This window comes from Kitasatospora sp. NBC_01266, from assembly GCF_036242395.1.
Classification (GTDB): domain Bacteria; phylum Actinomycetota; class Actinomycetes; order Streptomycetales; family Streptomycetaceae; genus Kitasatospora.
The window spans coordinates 1,487,012-1,510,791 of the sequence record NZ_CP108458.1; the positions used below are offsets into that span (position 1 = coordinate 1,487,012).

Below are 23,780 nucleotides of genomic sequence, written 5' to 3' on the forward strand. Positions count from 1 at the left end.
GGGAGCGCGGGCTATGACGGACGAGTTGAAGACGACTGGCCTCGTGGGCACGTCCGTCGAGATGGAACTCGCAGCCTCCCGGCGGGGCGCTCTCGGGACGCCGCCGGGCGGCTGGGACGCTCACGCCGGCGGGCGACGCGCTGTCATGCTCCGCGGGCGGCGTCGCGAGCGCTCAGCTGCTCTGCCCAGTCGGCCGGCACCCGGCCGGCCGGGCCCGGGACCGGCTGCTCCGGGGGGTGGTTGTCGGGCGGGACCAGCTGCGGACCGGACTCGTAGAACTCGGAGGTGTCGTAGTTCCAGAACCAGCTCTCGCCCGGTTCGAAGCTGCGGATCACCGGGTGGCCGGTGGCCCTGGCGTGTGCGGTGGCGTGCTGGGAGAGCGAGTCGTCGCAGCAGCCGATGTGGCCGCAGCGCGCGCAGCGCCGCAGGTGGAACCACCAGCCGCCGGCCGCGTCGCACTCGACGCAGCCGGTCCCGCTCGGCGGCACGGTGGGATCGATCGGGGTCTCGGTGTTCATGGCTGCTCCAGCGGGGTGTCGGGCGTGGCGGGGTTGATCGGGAGGCGGACCTGGAAGCGGGTGTCGCCCGGCACGGATGCGAGCCGCAGGTCGCCGCCATGGCGGTTGACGATGATGCGCCAGGAGATGTCCAGGCCGAGCCCCGTGCCTTCGCCGACCGGTTTGGTGGTGAAGAACGGGTCGAAGACGCGGTCGCGCACCTCGGGGGGCACGCCGGGGCCGGTGTCGCGGAACTCGACCAGCACGTGGTCCCCGTCCTGCGCGGTGCGAACGGTGAGGGTCCCGCCGGAGCCGGTGCTGCGCATGGCCCACACCGCGTTGTCGATCAGGTTCGTCCACACCTGGTTCAGCTCGGCGGGGTACCCGGGGATGCGGGGCAGGGTGGGGTCGTAGTCGCGCACCACGGTGATGTTCGGCCCGATCTTCGCGGCGAGCATCATCAGCGTGCTGTCCAGCAGCTCGTGTACGTCGGCGTTCTGGTACGGGGCCCGGTCCAGTTGCGTGTACTGCTTCGCCGCGCCGACGAGTGCGGAGATGCGGTGCGTGGCGTCGTCGATCTCGTTCAGCAGCAGTTCGGTCTCAACCGTGCAGCCCAGCCAGTTCAGGGCGCTGCCGAGCATGTCCTCGGGCAGGGCCGCGGCGATCCGGTTGAGCCAGTCGGTGCCCAGGTTCGCCTGGACGAGGACCGGCGCCAGCTGCCGGCCGTCCTCGATGCCGTGCTCCTCCAGCCAGTCGCCGAGCTCGTCCTCGTGGTCCGCGGCCTGCAGCGGGCTGAGCGGCTGGGCCTGGCCGATCCGGCCGACGGTCATGTCCGTGAGCTCGCCCAGCCGGGCCAGGTCCTCGCCTCGGTGCGGTCCGGCCGCGAGTTCGCCGAACTCGCGGCGTACCGCGGCGATGCGTTCCCGCAGTGCGGCGGCGGCGCGCACCGCGGCGGCAGCAGGGTTGTTGAGCTCGTGGGTGAGCCCGGCGGTCGCCGAACCGAGCGCCAGCAGCCGCTCGCGCTGGCCGACCGCCTCCTGGGTGTTCTTGAACCCGAAGAACAGGCCCTCCAGCAGGTGGACGGCCATGGGGAACCAGCCGCGCATGATCTGCGCGAACGCCTCCGCGGGCAGCACGAAGAACCGGGACCGCTCGGTCACCCGCATCGAGTTGTTGTACACCTGGGGCACCTGGTCGCCGAGGTACGCCTGGAAGGCCCCGGCATAGACGCCGGGCGCGGACGTGCGGCTGAAGTCCACCTCCTGGCCGCCGACGGTGCGCGAGAGGATCACGGTTCCCTGGAACAGCACGTACAGGTTCGCGGCCGGATCGCCTTCCCGGTACACCGGGCCCGGGTCGAACCACTCCACGTGGCCGTCGCGGCACAGCCGCGCCAACTGGTCGGACCCCAGCTTCTCGAACAGGAACAGCGAACGCAGCTCGCCCTCCTCGCACCGCACCGGGCCGCCGGTCATGACTGCTCCAGATAGCGGTGCACGAGCATGACGGCCATGGCACCCTCGCCGACCGCGGAGGCGACCCGCTTGGCGGACTCGGCGCGGGCGTCCCCCGCCACGAAGACCCCGGGCACGTCCGTCTCCAGATGGTACGGCGGCCGGTCCAGCGCCCATCCGGCCGGCGGGCGCCCGTCGGCCGTCAGGTCGGGGCCGGTGGGGAGGAAGCCGTGCGAGTCCCTGGTCACCGTGCCGTCCAGCCAGTCGGTCATGGGGGCCGCGCCGATGAACACGAACATCCACTGCGCGTCGACCTCTTCGGTCTCCCCGCTCACGGTGTTGCGCAGGGTCAGCCCCTCCAGATGCTCCTTGCCGTGGACGGCCGCCACGACCACGTCGGTGCGTACCGAGATCGTGGGGGCGTCCTCGACGCGCTGCAGCAGGTAGTGCGACATGGAGGCCGACAGCGACGGGCCGCGCACCAGCAGGGTGACCGACTTGGCGCCCCGGGCCAGGAACGTCGCGGCCTGGCCGGCGGAGTTCGCGCCGCCGACGATGTACACGTCGTGGTCCTGGCAGGCGGCGGCCTCGGTCAGCGCCGAGCCGTAGTACAGACCGCGCCCGGTCATCTCGGCCGCTCCCGGCACGTCCAGTTGCCGGTAGGACACGCCGGTCGCGAGGATCACGCAGTGCGCCGAGACGGTGGAGCCGTCCGAGAACCGCAGTGTGCGGGCGGCGCCGTTCACCTCCAGGGCGGTGACCTCGCGCGCCGTCAGCATCTCGGCGCCGAACTTCGCCGCCTGCCGGCGGGCCCGATCCGTGAGCTGCGCGCCGGAGACGCCGTCGGGGAAGCCGAGGTAGTTCTCGATCCGTGAGCTCTGGCCCGCCTGGCCCCCGGTCGCCGAGCGCTCGACCAGGACCGTCCGCAGCCCCTCCGAGGCGCCGTACACGGCCGCGCCCAGTCCCGCGGGCCCGCCGCCGACGATGACGAGGTCGTAGAAGTCGGCCGCCGGTGTCGTCGAAAGACCCACCCGCGTGGCCAGCTCCCGTTCCTCCGGCTCGACGAGCGTCGCGCCGTCGGGAGTGACCACGAGTGGCAGCCGGAGCCCGTCCTGCCCCGCGGCGGAGAGCAGCCTGCGGCCCTCCGGCTCGTCGGAGTTGTACCAGCGGTAGGGCACCTGGTTGCGGGCCAGGAACTCCCGGATCTGCGAGGACTGCGCCGACCAGCGGTGCCCGACGACTTTGATGGTGCCCGCCGTCCGGCCGTCGGTGGCCCGCCAGGACTCCAGCAGATCGTCCACCACGGGGTAGAGCTTCTCCTCCGGCGGCTCCCACGGCTTGAGCAGGTAGTGGTCGAGGTCGACGACGTTGATGGCGTCGATCGCCGCGTCGGTGTCGGCGTAGGCGGTCAGCAGCACCCGCCGCGCGCCGGGGAACAGGTCCAGGGCCTGCTCCAGGAACTCGATGCCGTCCATCTGCGGCATCCGGTAGTCGGCCAGGATCATCGCGACCGGGGTACCCCGCAGCTTCAGCTCCCCCAGGGCGTCGAGCGCCGCCGCGCCCGACTCGGCACGCACGATGCGGTACACGTCGCCGTAGCGGCGGCGCAGGTCGCGCGCGACGGCCCGGGACACCGCGGGATCGTCGTCCACGGTCAAGATCACGGTCCGTGCCGCGTCGGTGGTCTCCGCCATGGTTCACCGCCCAGACTGTCGCGGGGCCGGAGAGGCAACAACTCCTCCAGTGTGCTCGCCGAGACGCGGTACGGCCCGATGTCGCCGGGCCGTCGGGCCGTCGGGCCGTCGGGCCGTCGGGCCGGGCGTCGGGTTGCGGCCTTGCGTAGAACACCGGCCGGGGCCTCGAGCGTTCGGTCCGAACTGGGCGGGGCGGGGCGGTGCGGCCTGGGGGCCGGGAGCGGAGTTGGGAGGTGTGCCGGTCCCGGGCGAGAATGAGGCCCATGAACGAGAACACCCCCGACGCACCCACCTCGGCCATCGAGAGACGAGACCAGCTCCTTCAGGCGATACGGCAGGACGGCGGCGCCTGGGACTGGGTGCGCGCCCGCACAAGCTATGTGGTCGAGCCCGACCCGCGCACCGTGCGGCGGGACCTGGAGCAGCTGCGCAAGTCGGGCGCGATCTACCGCGACCGGGAGACGGGGAAGTACCAGGCCGCTTAGCCGCTTAGTACGCCTCAGTACGCCTCAGTACGCCGGCGGCGGTTCCCCGCGCAGCGACGGCATGTAGGCAGGGTTCAAGTCGATCCTCGGACACCAGCAGAGACCCCACTTCCGGTGGGGTTTTCTGTTTCCAGGCCCTGGGCGTGACCAACCACGTGACCATCAGGATCAGGAACGGGCTGGACCAGACCGGACAGCCCTGTGCGTGCCGACAACGCTGTCCCCCTATGCGACCTGCGTGTATTCGTGGATGAGACCGCCAAGGCGGTCGCGCCGGATGACACGCGATTGATCATTGGCGGCGGGCAGTGCGGGCGGGCCGACACCGTCGGGGCATTGTTGTCCTCACAGAACGGTTGGTGCTGCGTGGAGGTGAGGGTACCCGTGGTAGACGTCTCCGAGTCCTCGCCCGTAGCCGGGTTGTCCACGGTGAAGGTCAGATCTGTGAAGGCCTGGTCGTCCGGAATGACAGGCAGGCACCGGGCGCGGACGGGCTGCGGGCCGGGCGGTGCGGGTCGGCTGATGGTCAGTCAGCCGCTGGGGTCGTAGGGTTGAGGGCAGAAGCTCGACAGGGAGGGGTGCACGGTGGATCCGGTTTCAGTGAGCATGCTGCTCGCGGCGTTCGCGGGCGGGGCCGGCGGCGAGGCGGGCAAGCAGGCGCTGGAGGGGGCCTGGAAGCTGGTGCGGCGGCCGTTCCAGCGACCCGCGCACCTGCCGGTCGCGAGTAGCGGGGAGGCGGAGCTCGTCGCGCTGGAGCAGGCGCCCGCCGATCCGGCGCTGGCCCAGCAGTTGAGCATGGCACTGGGGATGCGGGCGGCGATGGACCCGGAGTTCGCCAGTGAGCTGACCGCCTGGGAGGGCCAGGCGAAGTTGGTGCGGATCGAGAACAGCACGGTGTACAACAACACGATCAACGGCGGCATCCACGGAATGACGATCCAGGCCGGGAGGATCAACCACGTCTACAACCAGACAGAAGCCAAGAGCTGACGTGGTGCCAGAAAGCGCAACAGGGCGCCCGGCCCCCTGGACGTGTGGTCAATTCCGAGCCCTCTTTCGTGACGTCGGCTCCCAAGACCCGGTTGTGGTCTTGGGAGCCGACGTCGTCGTTTGGGGAGGATGTCAGATGTTGAAGTTCCACCCGCGGTTGGACGCTCTCCGTCTACGCCGCGAGGGTGTGACCTTGTAGGTGCCGTTGCCGGATCTCGAGTGGCGTGAGGTAGCCCCAATCGGGGTGCCCGCGTGGACGCCTGTGGTTACAGCAGGTCTCGATGAACGCGAAGACCTCAGCGCGGGCGGGGCGGTGGCACGGTCCGGCCAGACCAGCGTGCCGATCTCTTCCTTCCATGGTCGGCCGCGTCAAGAACCAGCGCCTGGCCACAGTCGGCTACGTCTGGGGGTGAGGGACCGCGGCGATGGCGACGGTTCACTGGGTACGGGCCGGATCGGCTTCTCGGTCGACGTCAACCTGGGCTCCGGCGATCCTGCCGTTGGCAATCGCACGTAGGAACGCCTTTCTGTCCGTCAGCGGAACAGAAGGATCCTCCTTGGCTGCCAGCCCGACCACGTTCGACACCAGACTCGTGAAGGCGGTCTCCAGATTGGACTGGTCGTCCGCGAGCTGATGGATCTTCGGAAGCCCGAACGTCGCCGGCGGCACGACGAGCAGCGTGACGCTGCTCCGCGCAGTCAGGAGATCCGCCACGCCTGGATCCGCCCCACCGGATCCGCCCGAACCGATGAAGACGCCAGCACTGGAAACCGCCTTGCGCCCAGGGACGCCGACGACCGCGTTCAGAGCGCCCTGCGGCGTCAGGAGCACCCTCCACTCCGGCGCCTTTGGCAGGTCGGCCAGCCCGGTCACGACGGAGAGGCGCTCGAAGCCGTCCTGCTCGACCAGCGCCTCGAGGACGTCGCTGACCGCAGTGACCGTCCCATCGGCCTCCTCATGGAAGATGATCCCGGTGTTCTGCAGCTCTACAACGAGCACCAGGTGCTCCGCTCCGTCGGCCGCCGGAACCCTCTCGAAGAAGTAGAACCCGTGGCCGATCTGTTGCCCGAACCACCGGCCGTCGGCGCGATCCCGCTCGGCGCTGTCCATCTCGACCAACTGGGATGGTGCACATAGCGGGTGGCTGAGCGTGTAGGTGAACTGATCCTCTGTGTCGGTCACGCGGCAGACGATCAGGTTCGCGGGTTCGATGCGAAGGTCGATGGTCTGCCCGCACTCATCGCAACGCTGGTACGGCGCAAAGGTGAAGGCCGCACACAGGCGCTTCCAGTCCCTGTCAGGAATCGCGGCGCGCACCTCCTCCGCAACGGTCACGGTGGGCATCATCTCACCGGTATCCAAAGGTCATAACCCTATTCAACCGCATGCCGAGATCCGTAACAGAGAGATAGAGAATTCTGCGCAACGCGACGTCCTTTCAGTGGCGTCGCCAAGTTGTTGATGGTGCGCCTGGTCGCGGGTGAGTCGGAGATCGTGGCGTTGCAAGCTCAGGCTACCGCGGGCACGGTGTCACGCCGGTGACACAGTCCCAGAAGGCGAAGCGGATGATCATCCCAGTGCGGCAGGGGGGTGCGGTCATCAGGAACGGCAGTACCCCGGCGCCCTTTGCGCTTCACCGGGCCGACGGGATGCGGCTGACCTGTTCGCCACCGGCACCCCGATCACGCGCCTGGGGCCGCGGCGCCGCCAGCGCGCCCCCGCCGAGGACCGCCGCATTCGCGCCGCCTGCGACACCGGCCTGCGTAACCCGCCCTGCACGACACCGCCCAGAACCGCACCCGGCTGGAGATCGTCCGGGCTCGCGCTCGACCTGCTGGCCTGAACGCCCATGCTCGCCCCGACCGGCCAGCCGGCCAGTGGGAACCCAAACGCCTGCGGCTGCGGCTGTTCTCCGCCTCCATCCAGTCCATCGCGATTTCATAAGTGCCCTTCTCCTGCTGCGTCTGACAGGCTGGCCGGAGAGCACGCTGCCCTGCGGCCAGCCCGAACAAATCGCATGCTGCGAGGGCTGACCAGTACACCGGATCACTGCCGCCAGCGGTTCGCGGTTGTTCTAGCTTCGAAGACAGTTCCTCTGGCCATCACCGCCCCGAGGACCAGCATCCCAATGGCTGGCGAGGCGACCTGGCCGCCCACAAGCACATTGGTACTGCCGGTCGAGGTCACCTGGTACGTGCCCAGCGTGCCGCCACCCCTTGCATAGACCCGAGGGGGCGGGCCCATCAGTGATGGACCTGCCCCCTCGTCTGTCTTACGCCGGATGCAGAGTGACGCCCTGGGCAGTGAGCTCCCGCTCCTTCTCCCTGACAAGGCCGACAAGTTCGCCGACTGCCATGGGAAGCGACCGGCTGATCACAAAGGACAGACCGCTGTGCACCCGCACCCGCTCGGAGAGCGTCAGCCCCGGCGGGATCCGCGGGATCCGACCGCGTGCGGCCGCGATCACCGACTCGCTCACCGCGCGGTCCGGGACACGCGGGCTCTGGCGACGCTCGAAGTCCTCCAGCAGCCCGGCCTCACTGGTACCGTCCATGGCCAGATAGCGGTCCAACAGTACCTTGAAGACCTCAGCCAGGATCGACACTTGGTCCAGCTCATTCGGGACGTCGCCGAACCGGCCGGCGTAATGCCGCCCGACTTCCACCTCGTCAGTCAACTCGGCAACCAGCCACCGACCAACCAGCGAATCCGGTTCGGCGGCCCGGCCTTTCAGATGCTTCAAGGCGCCTCCCCATCCACTTATCTGCCATGCCCTTCAGCTCTCTGCACACCCGCAAGACGAAGCAGCGCCGGCGATCAAGCCCATCCCAAGCGCCCGACCAACACGGACGCCATTTCCGGCACACACACCGTCAGGAGGTCAGGCGCTGGCCCAGGAACCACCGCCGCTGCAACCCGTAGCGTCTCCTGGCGGCCGCTCAGAGAGGTGGGCCACCGGGGTGGCCCACCTCTCAGGCGAACTACGGCGCGATCAGCTGAACGCCGCTGGAAGCCACCCAGTCCTCGGCCTCGACCACCAGCCGCGTGACCTGCTCGGGCGCAAGCCCCTTCTCGCGAATGATCGCGGCAACGAACCCGCCGCGGATCCTGGTCGCCAAGTCTTGATCGATTCCCGACAAGGAGACACTTTCCTCCCCGAGGGCGTGCCGGATCAACGCCTCGGCCTCCAACCGGCCGAACCGCACGGACCGGTCCATGGCCATCACAATGGCCGCGACGTAGTCCGAAATGTCGCGCACCGGCTGGCCGGGCATGAAGCGCATCGCCACGAGCCGCATGAAGAGCCTGTCACTGATCGCGGACTGAGAGTTGCCTTGCTCCATCGTCAACTTTCCCAGCGGTTCGCCGTAATGCTCGATCAGCTCCGGCGGCCCGTAAAGCAGGGCGAGCAGCCACCGGCCGTAGAGCGACCTCGGCTCCGGCTTCGCCCGGCGGAAGTGACGCCGCCATTTCATGTCCACCTCACTGAGTCTGTCTCGTCCACGAGCTCGTCCAACTCCGCCTGGCCAAGGTCACGCCAGGCGAAGATCCGATCTAGCTTCAGATCCGTCAGGGCTGCAAGAGGCCGATGGTCCGTGGCCACCTGTGCCGTGATCCGGCGTAGCTCAGCGAAGTCCGAGGGGTTCGCCACCGCCTCCTCGAAGGCGAACCGGGTGACCATCATCATGGCGCTCCGCACTGGGATCGCGTCGATCGGGATGTCGGCCACGAGATCGGCCTCGCCGTTCAGCTCCGCCCTGATGAAGGCTTCCGCCTCCCGCACGGCCAGTTGGTTGTCCACCCCCGCGGGGAGCAGGGCCAGCCAGCCGGCGAGCGCCCGGCTGACCTCGCGCGGGTCGCATGGCGCCGGAAACCGCCACCGGATCGCCGCCCGGAAGAAGCGGACGGCCGCCACCGGGTGGAGCGAGTTGTTCCGGGCGAGCGCCAACGCGACCTCCTTGGCGGTGCCCGCCGCCCACACGGCGGCCACGTCCTCAGCGAGTCCTTCCGGCACCCCAAGCTGACGCTCAGCCATCTCTCTCAACTCACTTCCTCACTATTCCGGCGCGAAGCAAGCCACCCCCCAGACCTCGATGGCGCCACCGTCTACGACCTGACGGCGCCGACCTCCTGACCCGCCGTCATCAGGACGCGCGCGGGGGCGGGCCACCATAGGTGGCCCGCCCCTGGTCTCACGCCGGGTGCAGGGCGATACCCCGGACGGTGAGCTCCTGCTCCTTCTCCCGGACCAGGTCGACAACCTGAGGGTACGGAAGGTCGAGGCGGGGCATCATCAGCATCGCCAGCGTGCCGTGCGCCACCAGCGCGGGCAGCCACAGGTCCGGCGGGACCCGCGGAATCCGGCCGAGCGCGGCGTAGATCGCCACCTTGCCCACCGCCCGCTCGGGCACGTCCGGCCGCCCGATGCCCTCGTACTCATCGAGCAGCCCGTCCTCGCTGGTGCCCTCCAGGGCCAGATAGCGCTCCAGAAGCCGGCCGAACACCTCCTGGACGATCAAGCCCTGCTCCGGCTCGTCGGGGACCTCGCCGAACCGCGCCACGTACCGCTTGCGCTCCTCGGGCCGGTCGACCAGGCGGGTGACCAGCCACCGTCCGAGCAGTGACTGCGGCTCGACCTCCTCCTTTCCCAGCAATCGCCGGAATCCGGCTCCCAGACCGCTCATCTGCGCTTTCTCCCCTCTGTCTCGCCGGTACCAATGTCGCGCGCCCGGGTGGCCGGAAGAACCTCCTGCGACGCCACGGCCCGGGTCAGGCCTGCCCTGCGGTGACTACCCGGTCGTGCCCCGCCACCGTTTGGCGATGTCCTTCCCGCTCAGGACGGCGGCTCGCAGGAGCACGGTCGCGGTGACCAGGACGTCGCTCGCCCCTGACGAGTTCGGCGCTTCCAGCGGCGAGGCCGGCAGCTTGCCCACTGTGGTGCTCAGCGGCCCGGCGCCGGGCCCACGCGCGGCCAGGTGGTCGCCAATGCTCTCCAGCTCGCCCAGCGCGTCCGTGATGGACTTCAGGTGGGTCCGCTTCGTGATCGGGTTCTTGATACACGTGCACTCGTCGTCAGTGTGGATACCCAGCGGGCACACGTCGTTGTGAACCAGGACCAGGATCCCGTCGGCTACCACATAGTACGTGTGGCACGCGGTCGCTCGCTACCTGCATTTTCGCTGGTCAAGGGCTATATAACGGTCCGTCGAGGTGTGCCGATGTGCGTCGGTGTGCGTGATTGTTGCCGTCACTACTGCCGCCAGAGGTCTAGTCCATTGGGGAAGAGTCAACCGCCGCGCCGTCTGTCCATCGATTGACATCCGAGCTACTGTGGATGTCATGACTGCGGCCTACGAGGACATGCCCTTCAGTGAGCTTCTCCACCATCCCGCCGCGACTACGCGTCGGCTCGACGCCGTCCGCGCGCTGCGGCTGCGCAGACGCGACGCGGAGGACCTGGCCCTGATGCGCGTCGACCAAATGGAGCGCGACACCACCGTCGTGGACTTCACCTCCCGCCTGCTCGCCGGGCTGGTCCGGACCGAGAACATCGGCGCCCTGCGCCAGGCGCTGCCTGAAGCCCTCCCCTGGAGCACCTTCCTGCCCGCCGAGGACATCGACACCCTGCTCGCCGAGCTGGTCGACACGGCGCGCGGCGCGGTGGCCCTGGACAACCTCTCGCCGATCGCACTGCTGCTCGCCCAGTGGAGGCACAGCGCCGAGATCTATGCGGACCCTGCCTTGCACGCACTGCTCACCCGTGAACCCGAGGGCGACCTCGGCCCCGTCCCCGCGCCCGGGGCAGCGGAGTGAGCCCGAAGCGCGGAGACCGGGCCGCGCCACCCCCGACCGGCGACGAGTACGACCTCCGGTTCGCCAACACCGAGGCCGCCGACGGCTGGGAACACCTGGGCCGCCAGGCACCGGGCAACCTGCGCCGCGCCTTCGAGCGGATCCGCTCCACTCCCCGCGCCGGCGACATCCCCGACCGCCAGCACCGACTCAAGGGCAAACTCGGTACCACCACCTACAAGGGGCAAACCCTGGAACGCTGGCAGTACGAAGTCACTGGTGGAGGACGTATCTGGTACCTGCTCGACGATGCCAACCGCACCGCCTGGATCACCTACGCCGGCACCGGCCACCCCAAGGCCACGGACTGACGTGCTCACGGGCGACTGTCCGGCAGAGCACGCACGACCCGCCCCCGGGTCAGCCCCTCTTCCCGTTGGATAGCCCGTTGGGATATCCAACGGGACAACTTGCTCTGCCAGGAGCCCGGTTCCGGTCAGCCCGTCGTGCTGGCCGGTTGTCGCTTCCGCTGCCCCACCGTCTCGTCGGCTCGGCTTGTCGCTGAACTGCTCGCGTCCTGACCGTCCCGACCGCGCGGGGGCGAGTTCGGGGAACTGCTGGTCGGAGTCCCGGCACACGGCACGGCTCGTCCGTGGGCCGGTCGCTCGGCACGGGTGCGGTCAGTGGGTCGGCGCGACGTCGGCCGCCGCCCTCGGCGAGCGTGACGATAGAAACGAAGAGTCGGCCCCCTGGCCGACCCCGTGCCTGCGATCCGGCCGTAGGACGGTCGCAGGCGACAACTTGCCCGACCCGCAAGGCGCAAGGAGTCCTTCCCCCACAACTTGCTCCGACCTGGTCGGTGCCGGGGTAAGCAGCGCTTACCCCACAACTTGCTTTCATCGGGCACCGGTTGAACCTGCCCACGACCCGGCTGACTGCTGACCGCCGACATCCGCGAGGGCCTCGGGTGCTGGTCCGGCCTGGGTCGGTCGGCGACGTCGGGCCAGCTCCAACGAGCGGAGCCCGCCTTGAACCTCGTAGAGAAAATCTGGACGCACAGCTACAGCCCCTGGCCCTCCAGCGGCCGACGGGTCAGCGGCCTCGCTCGGCGTTGCCCGCTTCAAGGGCTTCGACGCGGGCACGCAGAGCGGTGAGCTGATCAAGCGTCTCGGCCAGTGCCAGCTCCAGTGCCTCGATGCGGGCCGCCGTCCCGCCGACGGTCGTGTTCCCAGCCTCCCCGTCACCTGGGTCAGTGTCGGTGTCGGCGTCGGGGTGGGCGACGAAGGCTCCCTTGCCGGGTCGGGAGATCGCGTAGCCGTCCTGCTTCAGCAGGGCCATGGCCTTCTGCACCGACAGGCTGGAGGCCCCGTACTCCGCCATCAACACGGCCTGCGTCGGCAGCGCATCCCCCGGCTTCAGCCCACCGGAGCGGATCCGCTCCCGCAGGGCCTCGGCAATGACCTCGAACGTCAGCAGCACCGTGCCGCCCGCCGGTCTACGCCCCCGCCGCCCCACCGTCACCGCAGGTCACCCCGCCCTCTCTGCGCCATTACCACCGAAACCCGGCCCGTCCAAAACGGAAAACCAGGCCACAGTACCCGCATCCGAACCACCCACCGAAACAGATGAGGATGGATGCACTTGAATGCGCCCTTGAAGCGATGCTACCTTCACGCACCGCCGGTGAACACCACCGCTGACCAGGCCAGACGCCCCCGGCCCACGGCCCGCGCCCGCCGTTCCCTCGCGCGCCGGCCACTCGGTTCACCTCTCCTCTTCTCCCGACTCCTGCCGGAGGTCTGTCCCCATGCCCGCACAGCTCCAACTCCTCTCCCCCGCAACCATCTCCGCTCCGGCTAACGGGGCATCCGCCGCACCGGCGCTCGCCAGGAGCGCCGACGCGTCCGCGAACAGGGACTCGGCGCTGGAACGCCGGGGTCGCCTGACGGCCCGGTTGGCCAAGCTCGCCGCCGCCGGTTACTTCGCGCCCCTGGCCCGGCAAGTCGGCTCGCTGGGCGGCTGCGCCCGCCCGATCCGCATGACAGGGCACCGCACCCGCCTGGACACCGCCACCGGGCAGATCCTCGACCACTTCGACACCCGCCATCTGCCCGCCGGCGAACTCCTGGTGCGCTGCGGCAACCGCCGCACCACCCGCTGCCCGTCCTGCTCGAACGTCTACCGCTACGACACTTACCAGCTCATCGCCGCCGGACTACGCGGCGGCAAGACCGTCCCCACCAGCGTCGCCACCCACCCCCGCGTCTTCGCCACCCTCACCGCCCCCGGCTTCGGCCCCGTCCACAACCAGCCCGGTGCCGCCCCCTGCACCTGCGGTACCCGGCACGCCGACGGCGACCCGCTCCTCGGCACCCCGTTGAACCCGGAGCGGTACGACTACGCCGGTGCGGTGCTATGGAACGCCCACGCACCCGCTCTGTGGGCCCGCTTCACCACCCACCTGCGGCGTGAGATCGCCCACGCCGCCGGACTCACCCAGCGCACCCTGCGCCACCACGCCACGCTCTCCTACGCCAAGGTCGCCGAGTACCAAAAGCGCGGCCAGATCCACTTCCACACCGTCATCCGCATCGACGGACCCACCGGCCCCGCCAGCGGCCCGCCTGCCTGGGCCACCACCGCGCTCCTCGACCACGCCGTCCGCGCCGCTGCGAAGCGGGCCCGCGTCCGGCACCAACACCGCTCCGCGTCCGGGGAGACCGACGGGATGCAGCCGTCGGAGTCCACGGTGTTCCGGTTCGGGCGGCAGATCGACGTCCGTGCGATCCGCAGTACCGACTTCACCGGCGACGCCCCCGTCACCGACCGCCACGTCGCCGCCTACATCGCCAAGTACGCCACCAAGGGCGCCGAAACCACCACCGGCACCCTCGACCGCCGACTGCGCTTCCTGGCCGAACTCGCCCAGCACGACCTCACCGACCACGCCCGCCGCATGATCCACACCGCCTGGCACCTCGGAGCTCAGCCCCAGCACACCCACCTCCGCCTGCGCCAGTGGGCCCACATGCTCGGCTTCCGAGGCCACTTCTCCACCCGCACCCGCCACTACTCCACCACCCTCACCCAACTCCGCGCCGAACGCACCACCTGGCGCACCCGTCAAGACGAAACCGCCACCTCGACGCCGACCGACCCGGCAATCGTCGGCGGACACGCCGGTCAGGAACCGGCCGGTGCAGGCCAGTCGATCACTGACCGGCACGGTCACCGCGATGACCGCGCTGACCTGACCGCCGGTCACAGTGACCCCGGTCCCGGTCACCATGCCGGTCACCGCACCAGGGACGGGCGACGCAGCAGCACCGACACGACTCTGGTGATCTCGCACTGGCAGTACACCGGATCCGGCCTGTTGCCCGAACTCGCCCACCTCGCCGAGCTCCTGGCCACCGCACCGAAGTCTCGGCCCGAGCAACCGAGCCGTCCCCGGCGCGCACGGCGCACCAGTGACCGAGCCGGCTACTCCGCCGGTCCGCTGACCGTCGCCGTCCAGACGGAGGTGATCGCGTGACCGCCGACGCCGAGCTACTGACCGTCCCTGAGGTCATGGCCCGCCTGAACATCAGCCGCTCCACCGTCTACGACCTCATTCGCACCCGGCGGCTGGCCTCGATCACCATCGGCCGCGCCCGCCGCATCCCCGCCCACGCCCTGACCGCCCTCGTCCACCACCAACTCGCAGAGGCAGCCTGATGACCAGCTCCGAAACCAACCCCGGCCCCAGCACCAGCACCAGTTCTCGCAGGGTCCGCGCCAACGGCGACGGCACCGTCTACCAGCGCAAGGACGGACGCTGGGAAGCCGCTGGCTACGTGCTGGCCGTCGGCGACACCCGCAAGCGCGTCCGCGTCTACGGCAGCACCCGCAAGGACGCATTGACGAAACTCACCGAGAAGATCGCCACCAGCAACCGCGGCGTCCCCGCCCCCTCCGCTCAGGGCAGCGTTGCGGCGTTCCTCACCTACTGGCTGGAGACCGTCGCTGTCCACCGGCTCCGCGAGAACACCCACACCCGCTACACCGCCTGCACCCGTCTCTACCTCATCCCCGGCCTCGGCCGGAAGAAGCTCGCCAAGCTCACCGCCAAGGACGTCCGCACCTGGCTCGACCAGCTTCGCGTGACCTGCCAGTGCTGCGCACGCGGCCTTGACGCCGCTCGCGAGCAGCCCCAGTGCTGCGCAACCGGGACCTGCTGCCGCAGGTGGCTGTCGCCGCTGACGCTGGCCTACGTGCACTCCGTCCTCAAGTCCGCCCTGGAGCACGCCGTCCGCGAGGAGGAGATCCCCCGCAACGTCGCCCGCAACGTCCGCATGGGCACACCCCGACCCCGCCGCTTCGAACCCCTCACCACCGAAGAAGCCCGCGCGCTCCTGACCGCCACGGACGGGCACCGGCTGAGCGCGCTGTTCGAACTCGCCCTGCGCACCGGGCTCCGCAAGGGCGAACTCCTCGGCCTGCGCTGGGAAGACCTCGACCTCACCGGCGGAACCGCCAGCATCCGCCGCACCCTCCAACGCACCAACTCCGCCGGCCTGACCGCCCTACCGACCAAGACCCACAGCTCGGAACGACGCATCGCCCTGCCCACCGAGTGCCTGCACTCCCTCGAACAGCACCGCGAACGCCAGGCCCATGAACGCGGGGCGGCGGGGGCAGCCTGGAAGGCGAGTGGGTACGTCTTCACCCGGCCCGACGGCTCCCCCATCGAGGGCGCCACCCTCACCCGGCACTTCAACGCCCTACTCCGCCGAGCCACCCTACGACGCATCAGGTTTCACGATCTTCGGCACTCGGCGGCCACCCTCCTACTGGAGCAGGGCGTCGAGCTCGTGGTGATCAAGGAACTGTTGGGCCATGCCCACATCGGGGTGACCGCGACGGTGTACGCCCACGTCCGACTCCGGCTCCAACGCGACGCCATAGACCTCCTCAGCAACGCCCTCCGCAACCCCGTCGAACCCGCCACCCGATCCGAGAACAGGGACGAACAACACCTTCGTGCAGCACCCGTCCGCTGACGTTGCCGTCAACTACTGCCGTCAGACGCCTCGGAGGCCCCCGCCGGAAGCTCATCCGGCAGGGGCCTCTATCGTTATCTCACGATCATCACGAATTCCTCGAGATTCGAAAGACCCAAGAGGCCAATCTGTCGGCGATCACCGGCAGATCTCCAGCCGGGACGTTCTCGCGGTACTCCTCCTTGGGAGCGGAGTCAGTATCCAGGTCGATCGACGAGATCTGGATTTCTCCGGAATCCCAAGCTGTCAAGTACGAAATCCTTGAGCCCAGCTCGAAGGAAATACCGAAGGAATTCTTATCTCGCCCCTCAGGTGATTCAAAAATTCCAACCTTGACGCCTCTCTCCACTAGCAGAGGGGACTTCCGCTCATGCCATTCTTTGAGACTTGACAGCAGGTCAGGCATCACTTCACCGTCCCATCCCAGAACAGGTTTTCAAAACTCGGCATCTCCGGCGGCGGTAGTCCACGCCTCGCATTTAGCGGTCCGTAGATCGGGTGGTTTGGGCCAGGGATTTGGGCCCAACCCGGCTCCCCGCCCGGCTTCAGTGAAGCCGTCGGGACATCAAACTGCACATACCTGCTACCTGGAGCAGCCTGCCTGAAATACGCCTCAGGATCCGCAGGATTAGCTACATAGGTAGAAGTCCCACCACTACCCGCCTGAACCTTTCCAGTGTCAATCATTGCCTGGTGCTCCTCTGGCGACATCCACCTTCCCACCGTCGTGGTCGGGCAGGCACCATCCGTATTGTGCACCAAGATCGGCGTGGTCCCGGCGAGTACATAGTACGTGTGCAGGTCAGCGACCGACAGGTTGTAGGCGGTGCGCGGTGCGGTCTGGTAGTTGCGGATGGTCAGGACGGTGGCGGTGCCGAGGTTCGTGCCGGAGGCCACCTTGTCGCCGACTTGGAGGTCGGCGGCGTCGGTCCAGCGCTTGGTGGTGGCGTCCCAGTACGGGTGGTGCTGGGTGGAGGTGATGGCGCCGTCGGTGGGCACCGTCGCGACCGCCGCACCGGCCTGGCTGACCGTGGGCTGCGCTTGCGGCGTCTGGCCGACGGCCGGGGCGTCGGTGGCGAAGGTCAGGTCGGTGAACTGGGTGTCGTTCGGCGTGATGATGGTCTGGGTGACCGTCTCCGCCGAGGTCTGGCCGGTCTGCGGGTCGGCTGAGGCCACCTGGTCGCCGACTGCAAGGGTGTTGATCGCCTTGGTCGAGCCGTTGGCCAGCAGCACCAGGGTGCCTGCTGGGAAGCTGTTGGCACAGGTGGTCACGGCCCTGCTGGCCTTGGTCGCAAGCCAGTTGCCGGCATCTCCGAGCAGTGGTGCGGCCTTCTGCAGGGCGGCGCGGCCGGCGATGTTGGCGCCCTCGCCCACGACGGCTCCACCGGCTCCGAAGAGTGCGCCGCTGGCGATGTCCGTGAGGGCTCCGCCTGGTGTGGTGGGCCCGTCGGGGCTGAGTAGGTCGTAGGTGGCGGCGCCGGCCGCGCCTGCGGCGGCGCCGCAGCCGGCCACCGCCATGAGGCTGGCGCCTCCGGTTTCGGCCGCGCCGGCGACGGATCCGCCGATGCAACCGCTGTAGACGACGGTCTCCACCACCGCCTGACCGATGTCGGCCCGGTGGTTCCAGGCCCACTTGGCGCCGCTGACGGTGCCGCCGGCGACGTCCTTGGCGCCGCTGGTGACGACGCCACCGACCTTCTTCGCGGCGTGCTTGAACCAGCCCAGCACCGAGCTCCCGTTGTCCGCCTTGCCACCGCCGTTGCTCGGCGTGCTGGGGTGGGCGGAGGTGTCCGGCAGCGGAAGGTTGTCGACCGTCGGCAGGGTGGCCTGGCAGGCGGTGTCGCAGGAGCCGTTGTCGCCGCTGCCGTCGTAGAAGTCGGCCTGGTGCATGGCGCCGGTGGGGTCGCTGCTGGAGACCGGGTCGTTGTCGCTGTACGCGTAGCCGTTCCACTGCTGCGGACTGGCGACGTCCAGGAGTGGGTCGGGGTTGAGGAACCGGCCGTGGACCGGGTCGTACTCACGAGCGCCGAGATTGGTCAGGCCGGTGGCGGTGTCGAGCGTGCCGCCGACGAAGCCCTTGTCACCGGACCAGGCACCGGAGGCGGGCTGGGTGCCGCGCGGGTTGCCGAACGGGTCCATCGGACGACGGGTGACCGTCTGCGCCGGGTCGGTGTTGATCTGGACCTGCGCGGTGTTGTGCGGGTCGGACGCCTGGTAGACCAGGGTGCCGCCGCCGGTGGCCGCGGTGACCCGGGTGATCGTCAGACCGCCCGGCGAGGGGTAGTAGCGGACATCGGAGAGTGAGCCGCTGGCGGTGTCCAGCGTGAGCTCGTCCGTCCCCAGTTCGAGGGTGGTCTTGCCCGGATCGCGGCGGATCAGCTGGTTGCCGTCCGCGTCGTACAGGTAGGTGGTACCGCCCTGCTGGGCGGTCGCCTGGACAGCGCCGAGGGTGTCGTCGCCGTTCCACGTCAGCGTGGTGGTTCCGGTGGTGCCGGTGATGGCTGTGGTGTTGCCGAGCTGGTCGTACTGGAAAGTGGTCTTCTGTGTCCCACCGCTCTGCGAGCTGGTGGTCGAGGAGAGCAGCGCGTGCGGGCCGCCGGAGCCGGTGTTGAGCTGGCCGGGGGTGCCGAACGTCTGGGTGGTGGTGGCGTCGTTGGCGGTGTTGCCGGTGACGTCGTGCTGCACCAACTGCGTGCGGTTGCCGGTGGAGTCGTAGCCGTAGGACTGCCAGTACGGCGAAGGACCGCCGACGCTCGGGGTACTGCCGGTCATCGCCGGACCGCTCGCGTTGGTGCAGCCACCGATACCCGGTACCGAGACCGGGGTGCCGGAGCCGCTGCTGGCGCCGGAGGTGTCGGTCCAGGTGCCGGTGGGCTTGGTGGTGACGGTGCCGGTGTCGGTCCACGCCTGGGACAGGCGGCCCAGGTAGTCGTAGCTGAAGCACTGGCGGTCGCTGGCCGAGGCGTTCTGCAGGTCGGTGGCCGAGGTCAGCATGCCGGCCGGGTTGTAGGTGTAGCCGGTCTGGTCGAGCGAGGTGGTACCGACCTGCCGGTCCAGGAAGGATGCGACGACCTGACCGGTGGCGATGTCGTACTGCTGGGTGGAGACCACCTGGGTGCCGTAGTCACCGAGTGTGGTGCGGATCGCGTTGCCGTAGGCGTCGTACTGGACGTCCTGCACGAGGGTGTTGTTGCCCCAGGAGTTCTGCAGGTTGCCGGCGATGTCGTAGACGTTGCTGACGGTCTCGGACGGCAGGCCGCCCATCGCCGGCAGCGTGGTGCTGGCCAGCGTGCCCAGGATGTTGTTGTAGGTGTTGCTGGTGGAGTACGTACCGGCCAGCGCACCCTCGGCCGACGGGATGGAAACCGTCGTGCCCAGCGGGCGGTAGGCCGTGTCGTAGCCCGTGATCGCCTGGGTGTAGGCCGTTCCGGTGGCGCCGCCGACGTAGCGCGTGGAGCCGGTGGGCTTGCCCTTGGCGAGCGTGTCGTAGCTCCACGAGGCCAGCTCGTTGGCCGGAGCCACCGAGCCGTTGTACTCCCCGGTCTTACGACCCAGCAGGTCGTAGCTGTAGGCCAGGGTGTTGCCCTTGGCGTCGGTGGTGTGGTCGATCCGCGAGTTGACGTCGTAGAACGTCTTGGTAGTGCCGGTGTCGGGGTCGCTGGAGGAGATCTCGCGGCCCATCAGGTCGTAACCGTAGGACCAGGTGTTGCCCGCGGCGTCCGTGCGGGTCGCCGGCGAACCGGCCGGTGTGTAGGTGTAGGTGGTGACGTCCGCGTCGGAGGCGTTGCCGGTCGGCGCGGAGCCGTGGTACTGCCACACTGCGCTGGTGTTGCCGCGCGCGTCGGTGAACGTCGACGTCGGCGTGCCGCCCTGAGGCGGGGTGACGTCGGTGCGGTCCGCGCCGGGGTAGGCGGTGGTCGTCGACCACTGCGGCTGGGCGTAGGACATGAACGCCGAGTTGGTAACCCGGCCCTGTCCGTCATAGGTCAGCCAGGTCTGCGAGGGGACCTGAGAGTCCTGCGGCAGGTAGATGGTGCTGTTGGGGAAGGTGGTCTTCTCGTAGTACGGAGCCGACTTCTTGATGACCCAGCCGTGCGAGTCGTAGATCACGTCGGAGATCAGGCGGCCGACACCGATGGTCGGCGAGGTGGCCTGGGTCTGACGCAAGCGGCCCAGGCCGTCGTAGAGCTGGGTCTGGTACGAGTAGGTGCTGTCCTCGTTCAGCCACTGACTGGTGACCACCGAGGGGCCGGTGACGCCGTTGACGGCGTAGGAGTACTTGTAGCTGGCGTTGGCGTTGGTGGGCTGCTGCGGCAGCCAGACAGCGGTCAGCCGGCCCAGGCCGTCGTACTGCTCGGTGGTGGCCCGGCCGTTGGCGTCGGTGGAGACCAGTGGCAGTCCGCGGCCCGGATCCTGGGACACGGTGGTCGCCCAGGAGGCGCCCATCGGGCCGGTCAGGGTGACCTCGGTCGGCAGCGCGCCGGTCGCCGGGGCGTAGGTGGTGGTGGAAGTCGCAGCTGGGGCGGCCGGGTTGGGGCCGGTCAGCTGGTTGCCGTTGACGTCGTAGGTGGAACCGTCGGTCTCGCTGGTGGAGGCCGGCCGACCGTAGACGTCGAAGGTGGCACGCGCGGAGTTCACGAACACCGGGTTGCCCGAGCTGTCGTAGTGGTCGATCTGCTGCGAGCTGGTGGTCTCGCCCAGCGAACCGGCCTGACCGAACGGCTGGTTGTCGTAGATGCTGCGGGTATCGCTGATCGTGTTCGTCGCGTTCGCCAGGGTGTTGCAGGACCCGGCGACGGACTTCTTCTCGTCCAGCAGGGTCAGCAGCATCGGGTTGCTGCTGCTGGTGGCGTAGGAGTCGGTGGTGCAGACCTCGGGCGTGGCGGCGGTGCCGTCGCCCTGGTCGTCGACCTGCTTCTCGCGGTTGCCGTTCGCCGGGTCGCTGGTGGCCACCGTGCTGGTGGTCCGCCAACTTCCGTTCGCGAGCAGTTCCTTGTTGACCGTGGTCATCTGCGAGGCGGGGTAGCGGGCGACCAGGTCGGGCATCCCGCCGGACTGCTTGTGGGTGGCGGTGGCCTGCTGCCCGTTGGTGGTGCTGCCGCTCATCGCGGTGACCGTGCCGCCGGCCTGGTTGTAGACCTGGGTCGCCACCTCGTTGCCGGCCAGCCAGTCGCTGTCGGTGACAGAACCGCCGAGCGGGCTGGTCACGCTCACGCTGCGGGTGTTGCTGTTGGCCAGCACATCGCCGTCCATGCCCCGCAGGTACGTGACCGTCTGCTGAGTCTTCGGGGCCTCACCCGTGTACCCGGAACCGGTGATCGTGTCCACCGACTGGTAGCCGCGGAAGCTGTCCCATGTACGGGTCTTGGGGTCGGTGAACTCCGCGTCGTTGCGGTGCCACGCCGCACCGCCGTTGTAGGTGTAGCTGGTCGCCTTGATCAGCGAACCGGTCACCGCGTCCTGCTCGCTGACGGAGGTGACCAAGTACTTGTTGAACCAGTCATTCACGGGGGTGTTGGACGAGGAGTCCGGCAGGTACCAGTGCACCGGCATGCAGGCCATCGTGTTGCTGTCCTCGGAGGACGGCATGGTGTTGTTGACCCGCGAGCACTGCGGTGAGCTGTAGGCGACGTCGATCTGACCGCCGGTCTCGGTGGTGATCTGCTGGATGCGCGGCCGGTTGAAGATGGGAGCGGCCGGCACCAGCCCGTCCACCCGGTTCGGCAGCTCCCGGGCGGTGAAGGTCACCGCGGGCAGCGGGGTCTTCGCCTGCCCGTTGAAACCGGTGCGCAGAATCGAGGCCAGCCACAGTGTGGGCTTGGTCCCGTCCCCCGGGTCGGGGAGGGTATGGGTCAGCGCATAGGTGTCCACTGTGCGGTAGGTCGACCCTACGAGCACCTGGGTGGTGATCGATGTCAGCCGCTTGGTGGTGAAGAACGCCGGGCTGTTGTTGGTGCACGGCGTCCCGGTGCACACCTGGTCCAGCGGCACGTCCGGCCACAATGAGGCGTTGGCGGTGGTGCGCTGCGAGGGGTCGCAGGTGATCGAACCGGACGGCAGGCACCGCTCCGAGGTACCGAAGACCACCTGCGCGGCGGGCTGGAGCGTGCCGTGCGCCGCCACCTGCTCGGTCAGGCGCTGGCCCCAGGAGATCTGGGTCGGGTAGCCACCGCGGACGTACGAGGTCAGCGAGCCGGCGCCGTTGTTCTGGCCGCCACCGCGGTTGTAGGAGTTGGTCTCGGTCGCGTAGTCGTAGGTGACCAGGTTCTGGTGGGTGTCCACCACGTAGTCCAGGTTCCAGCGCCAGCCCATGGTGCAGTTGGAGCCCTGCCCCGAGCCGGAGCTGTAGCACGGGTCGCCACTGTTGGGCGAGTAGACCGGCTCACCCCACGCCGAGTTGGTGGCCGGGTCGGTGCCGTCGCCACCGGGCAGGTGGTTCTGCCCGAAGTAGTACTGGGTGCCGTCGCCGGTGGTGACCCTCCAGTACTCGCCGTTGTTCAGTCCGTTCGGCGCACCCGTCAGCTGCTCGATCTTCGAACCGTCGTCACTCTGCAGGTGCCACACGCCGGTGGTGTCGTCGCGCACCAGCGTCCCGGAATGGCCGCCCAGCGACAGCGTCGCGTTCTGCCCGCCCCAGCACAGGTCGCCCGAGTTGGCGATCCCGTCGTTGCTGCACGACTTGTAGGAGCGCTCGATGAAGCCGGGCGAGTAGCTCCACCCGTCACCGATCCACGAGGACTGGGAGTTGGTGGAGGACGTCATGCCGTCCACCGCCGACGAGTCGTAGGACAGTTCGACGTTGGGTGCCTTGCCGCCCATGCCGCCCGGCAGCTGGATCGGGTACGAGTACGTGAAGTTGCCCAGGTTCGACCCCGCGCCCCAACTCATCGACGGCGTCAGCGAGGTCGCCGCGTAGGAACCACCTGAGCCGGAGGGGCCGGACGTTGCCGCCAGCACCATGGGCGCGGCTGCGGACATACCCGCGGCGGTCGCGTCCAGGCCCATCACGTTCGCCTTGACCTCACCGGCGGCCGGCTTCGGCAGCCCGACCTCGGCGGTCAGCTTCCCCGAGGCTGGGTTGACTTGGGCGGCCACCGGGGTCTGCGTCTGGCACTGCGCCAGCTGCGGAGTGGTCAGCGCACACGCCGGCAGCTCGACCAGCCTGGCGCGGTCCGCCCACAGCCCGCCGCCCAACGCCTTGAGGTCGATTCCGACGTCCACCGTGTGACCGCCGTCACCGGCTGCGGTATCGGCATCGGAAAGCGCCACCACCGGCCCGCTCACCCCGGCGGCCCTGGCCTTGGCCGGATCCGCCAGCTCGACCTTCACCGGGTGCGCGCCGCTGCTGTCCTTGGCAGACGGCGCCAGCGAGACCGGCAGCGAGCCCGCTTGCACCGCGTTACTACCTCCGGCCGCCGGCGAGGCACCGCCGGCGGTGGCCAGCTGGGCCCGAACTGCCGGCGTGTCGGCACCCACCATGACGGTGGCCGAACCGGACACGTTCGACATCGCCACGGCCGCCGGCTGCCACGCCTTCGGCACCGGGTACTTCGGCGGCTCCACTGGGCCGATCTTCAGATTCGCACCCGGGACCGACTTGGTCGCGGCGCCCAACGGAGTGCCCGGCGGCACCCATGTCTTGCCGTGCGGCCGCCGCGCGGCCCAAGCCTCCGTCGAGGGCGCCGCCAGCAGCGTCATCGCCAGCACCAGAACCGACATGACGCTAAGCCAGGGATGCTCCCGGCTCATCAGCCAGCGTCCGAAACGCGTACGCGAGCGCCAAGTCCCCACTGCCACAGACCCCCCAGAGCCGACTTGTCGCAC

Annotated in this window: 19 protein-coding genes and 1 pseudogene; 8 read left to right on the plus strand and 12 right to left on the minus strand. The window is 69.2% G+C overall.

What is annotated here, in order from left to right:
• Positions 1 to 143: 143 nt before the first annotated feature.
• From OG403_RS06645 to OG403_RS06655, 3 genes are read right to left on the minus strand one after another with little or no spacing between them, the layout of a single operon-like run.
• The gene (locus OG403_RS06645) at positions 144 to 518 is read right to left on the minus strand and encodes a UBP-type zinc finger domain-containing protein (RefSeq protein WP_329562206.1); all 375 of its coding nucleotides are present in this window, start codon (positions 516 to 518) and stop codon (positions 144 to 146) included.
• Positions 515 to 1,972, minus strand: a complete 1,458-nt coding sequence (locus tag OG403_RS06650) for an ATP-binding protein (RefSeq protein WP_329562208.1) — start codon at positions 1,970 to 1,972, stop codon at positions 515 to 517. The genes OG403_RS06645 and OG403_RS06650 overlap by 4 nt, the downstream gene beginning before the upstream one ends.
• On the minus strand, positions 1,969 to 3,645 hold the full coding sequence (locus OG403_RS06655; protein ID WP_329562210.1) for an FAD-dependent oxidoreductase: 1,677 nt from the start codon (positions 3,643 to 3,645) through the stop codon (positions 1,969 to 1,971). Before OG403_RS06655 ends, OG403_RS06650 begins: the two co-directional genes overlap by 4 nt.
• Positions 3,646 to 3,908: 263 nt before the next feature.
• Here OG403_RS06655 and OG403_RS06660 point away from each other — a divergent pair, with 263 nt between their 5' ends.
• Entirely contained in the window at positions 3,909 to 4,130 is a 222-nt protein-coding gene (locus tag OG403_RS06660; RefSeq protein ID WP_329562212.1) for a hypothetical protein, read from the plus strand.
• A 600-nt stretch (positions 4,131 to 4,730) separates the two neighbouring features.
• Positions 4,731 to 5,120 carry a hypothetical protein gene (locus tag OG403_RS06665; RefSeq protein WP_442910872.1) on the plus strand — a complete coding sequence of 130 codons (390 nt, stop codon included), beginning with the start codon at positions 4,731 to 4,733 and terminating at the stop codon, positions 5,118 to 5,120.
• 436 nt (positions 5,121 to 5,556) lie between these two features.
• Here OG403_RS06665 and OG403_RS06670 read toward each other — a convergent pair whose 3' ends face one another.
• Entirely contained in the window at positions 5,557 to 6,456 is a 900-nt protein-coding gene (locus OG403_RS06670; RefSeq protein WP_329562213.1) for a hypothetical protein, read from the minus strand.
• Positions 6,457 to 6,721: 265 nt separating this feature from the next.
• Between OG403_RS06670 and OG403_RS36670 the strand changes: the two are divergent.
• A pseudogene (locus OG403_RS36670) lies at positions 6,722 to 7,053 on the plus strand (IS1380 family transposase); the annotation flags it as partial.
• Positions 7,054 to 7,393: 340 nt separating this feature from the next.
• Here OG403_RS36670 and OG403_RS06675 read toward each other — a convergent pair.
• The 5 genes from OG403_RS06675 to OG403_RS06695 all read right to left on the minus strand — a co-directional run bounded on the left by OG403_RS06675 (position 7,394) and on the right by OG403_RS06695 (position 10,259).
• Positions 7,394 to 7,864, minus strand: a complete 471-nt coding sequence (locus OG403_RS06675; protein WP_329562215.1) for a hypothetical protein — start codon at positions 7,862 to 7,864, stop codon at positions 7,394 to 7,396.
• A gap of 238 nt (positions 7,865 to 8,102) precedes the next feature.
• Positions 8,103 to 8,603, minus strand: a complete 501-nt coding sequence (locus OG403_RS06680) for a hypothetical protein (RefSeq protein WP_329562216.1) — start codon at positions 8,601 to 8,603, stop codon at positions 8,103 to 8,105.
• Positions 8,594 to 9,157, minus strand: coding sequence for a hypothetical protein (locus tag OG403_RS06685; RefSeq protein ID WP_329562218.1), 564 nt, complete (start codon positions 9,155 to 9,157; stop codon positions 8,594 to 8,596). Before OG403_RS06685 ends, OG403_RS06680 begins: the two co-directional genes overlap by 10 nt.
• 157 nt (positions 9,158 to 9,314) lie before the next feature.
• Complete coding sequence (locus OG403_RS06690) at positions 9,315 to 9,806, minus strand: hypothetical protein (protein ID WP_329562220.1); 492 nt, start codon at positions 9,804 to 9,806, stop codon at positions 9,315 to 9,317.
• Positions 9,807 to 9,911: 105 nt separating this feature from the next.
• On the minus strand, positions 9,912 to 10,259 hold the full coding sequence (locus OG403_RS06695) for a hypothetical protein (protein ID WP_329562222.1): 348 nt from the start codon (positions 10,257 to 10,259) through the stop codon (positions 9,912 to 9,914).
• Between the two features lie 202 nt (positions 10,260 to 10,461).
• Between OG403_RS06695 and OG403_RS06700 the strand changes: the two genes are divergently transcribed.
• Together OG403_RS06700 and OG403_RS06705 are read left to right on the plus strand one after the other, a co-directional pair.
• Positions 10,462 to 10,935, plus strand: coding sequence for a hypothetical protein (locus tag OG403_RS06700; RefSeq protein ID WP_225446715.1), 474 nt, complete (start codon positions 10,462 to 10,464; stop codon positions 10,933 to 10,935).
• Positions 10,932 to 11,285 (plus strand): hypothetical protein, encoded by a 354-nt coding sequence (locus OG403_RS06705; protein WP_329562224.1) that lies wholly within the window; start codon positions 10,932 to 10,934, stop codon positions 11,283 to 11,285. The genes OG403_RS06700 and OG403_RS06705 overlap by 4 nt, the downstream gene beginning before the upstream one ends.
• Before the next feature lie 721 nt (positions 11,286 to 12,006).
• Here the strand turns inward: OG403_RS06705 and OG403_RS06710 are convergent.
• A complete protein-coding gene (locus OG403_RS06710) occupies positions 12,007 to 12,393 on the minus strand; it encodes a winged helix-turn-helix domain-containing protein (protein ID WP_329562226.1) in 387 nt (128 codons plus the stop codon).
• Between the two features lie 328 nt (positions 12,394 to 12,721).
• On the opposite strand from OG403_RS06710, the gene OG403_RS06715 reads away from it, so the two are divergent.
• The 3 genes from OG403_RS06715 to OG403_RS06725 are packed head-to-tail and all read left to right on the plus strand — an operon-like array spanning position 12,722 to position 15,956.
• Positions 12,722 to 14,449 (plus strand): replication initiator, encoded by a 1,728-nt coding sequence (locus OG403_RS06715; protein WP_442910873.1) that lies wholly within the window; start codon positions 12,722 to 12,724, stop codon positions 14,447 to 14,449.
• On the plus strand, positions 14,446 to 14,631 hold the full coding sequence (locus OG403_RS06720) for a helix-turn-helix domain-containing protein (protein ID WP_329562228.1): 186 nt from the start codon (positions 14,446 to 14,448) through the stop codon (positions 14,629 to 14,631). The genes OG403_RS06715 and OG403_RS06720 overlap by 4 nt, the downstream gene beginning before the upstream one ends.
• Positions 14,631 to 15,956: a tyrosine-type recombinase/integrase gene (locus OG403_RS06725; protein WP_329562230.1), complete on the plus strand. Its 1,326-nt coding sequence runs from the start codon at positions 14,631 to 14,633 to the stop codon at positions 15,954 to 15,956. The genes OG403_RS06720 and OG403_RS06725 overlap by 1 nt, the downstream gene beginning before the upstream one ends.
• Before the next feature lie 88 nt (positions 15,957 to 16,044).
• Here the strand turns inward: OG403_RS06725 and OG403_RS06730 are convergent, their stop codons facing one another.
• Complete coding sequence (locus OG403_RS06730) at positions 16,045 to 16,362, minus strand: immunity protein TriTu family protein (RefSeq protein ID WP_329562232.1); 318 nt, start codon at positions 16,360 to 16,362, stop codon at positions 16,045 to 16,047.
• On the minus strand, positions 16,362 to 23,675 hold the full coding sequence (locus tag OG403_RS06735) for a TreTu family toxin (RefSeq protein WP_329562234.1): 7,314 nt from the start codon (positions 23,673 to 23,675) through the stop codon (positions 16,362 to 16,364). The genes OG403_RS06730 and OG403_RS06735 overlap by 1 nt, the downstream gene beginning before the upstream one ends.
• Positions 23,676 to 23,780 lie beyond the last annotated feature (105 nt).

What these genes read in the sequence shown, in the direction of transcription:
- OG403_RS06730 (WP_329562232.1), bottom strand. Translation starts at nt 16,362, where the DNA reads ATGCCTGACCTGCTGTCAAGTCTCAAAGAATGGCATGAGCGGAAGTCC.
- OG403_RS06735 (WP_329562234.1), bottom strand. Translation starts at nt 23,675, where the DNA reads ATGTCGGTTCTGGTGCTGGCGATGACGCTGCTGGCGGCGCCCTCGACG.
- OG403_RS06685 (WP_329562218.1), bottom strand. Translation starts at nt 9,157, where the DNA reads ATGGCTGAGCGTCAGCTTGGGGTGCCGGAAGGACTCGCTGAGGACGTG.
- OG403_RS06650 (WP_329562208.1), bottom strand. Translation starts at nt 1,972, where the DNA reads ATGACCGGCGGCCCGGTGCGGTGCGAGGAGGGCGAGCTGCGTTCGCTG.
- OG403_RS06645 (WP_329562206.1), bottom strand. Translation starts at nt 518, where the DNA reads ATGAACACCGAGACCCCGATCGATCCCACCGTGCCGCCGAGCGGGACC.
- OG403_RS06655 (WP_329562210.1), bottom strand. Translation starts at nt 3,645, where the DNA reads ATGGCGGAGACCACCGACGCGGCACGGACCGTGATCTTGACCGTGGAC.
- OG403_RS06660 (WP_329562212.1), top strand. Translation starts at nt 3,909, where the DNA reads ATGAACGAGAACACCCCCGACGCACCCACCTCGGCCATCGAGAGACGA.
- OG403_RS06715 (WP_442910873.1), top strand. Translation starts at nt 12,722, where the DNA reads ATGCCCGCACAGCTCCAACTCCTCTCCCCCGCAACCATCTCCGCTCCG.
- OG403_RS06725 (WP_329562230.1), top strand. Translation starts at nt 14,631, where the DNA reads ATGACCAGCTCCGAAACCAACCCCGGCCCCAGCACCAGCACCAGTTCT.
- OG403_RS06690 (WP_329562220.1), bottom strand. Translation starts at nt 9,806, where the DNA reads ATGAGCGGTCTGGGAGCCGGATTCCGGCGATTGCTGGGAAAGGAGGAG.
- OG403_RS06700 (WP_225446715.1), top strand. Translation starts at nt 10,462, where the DNA reads ATGACTGCGGCCTACGAGGACATGCCCTTCAGTGAGCTTCTCCACCAT.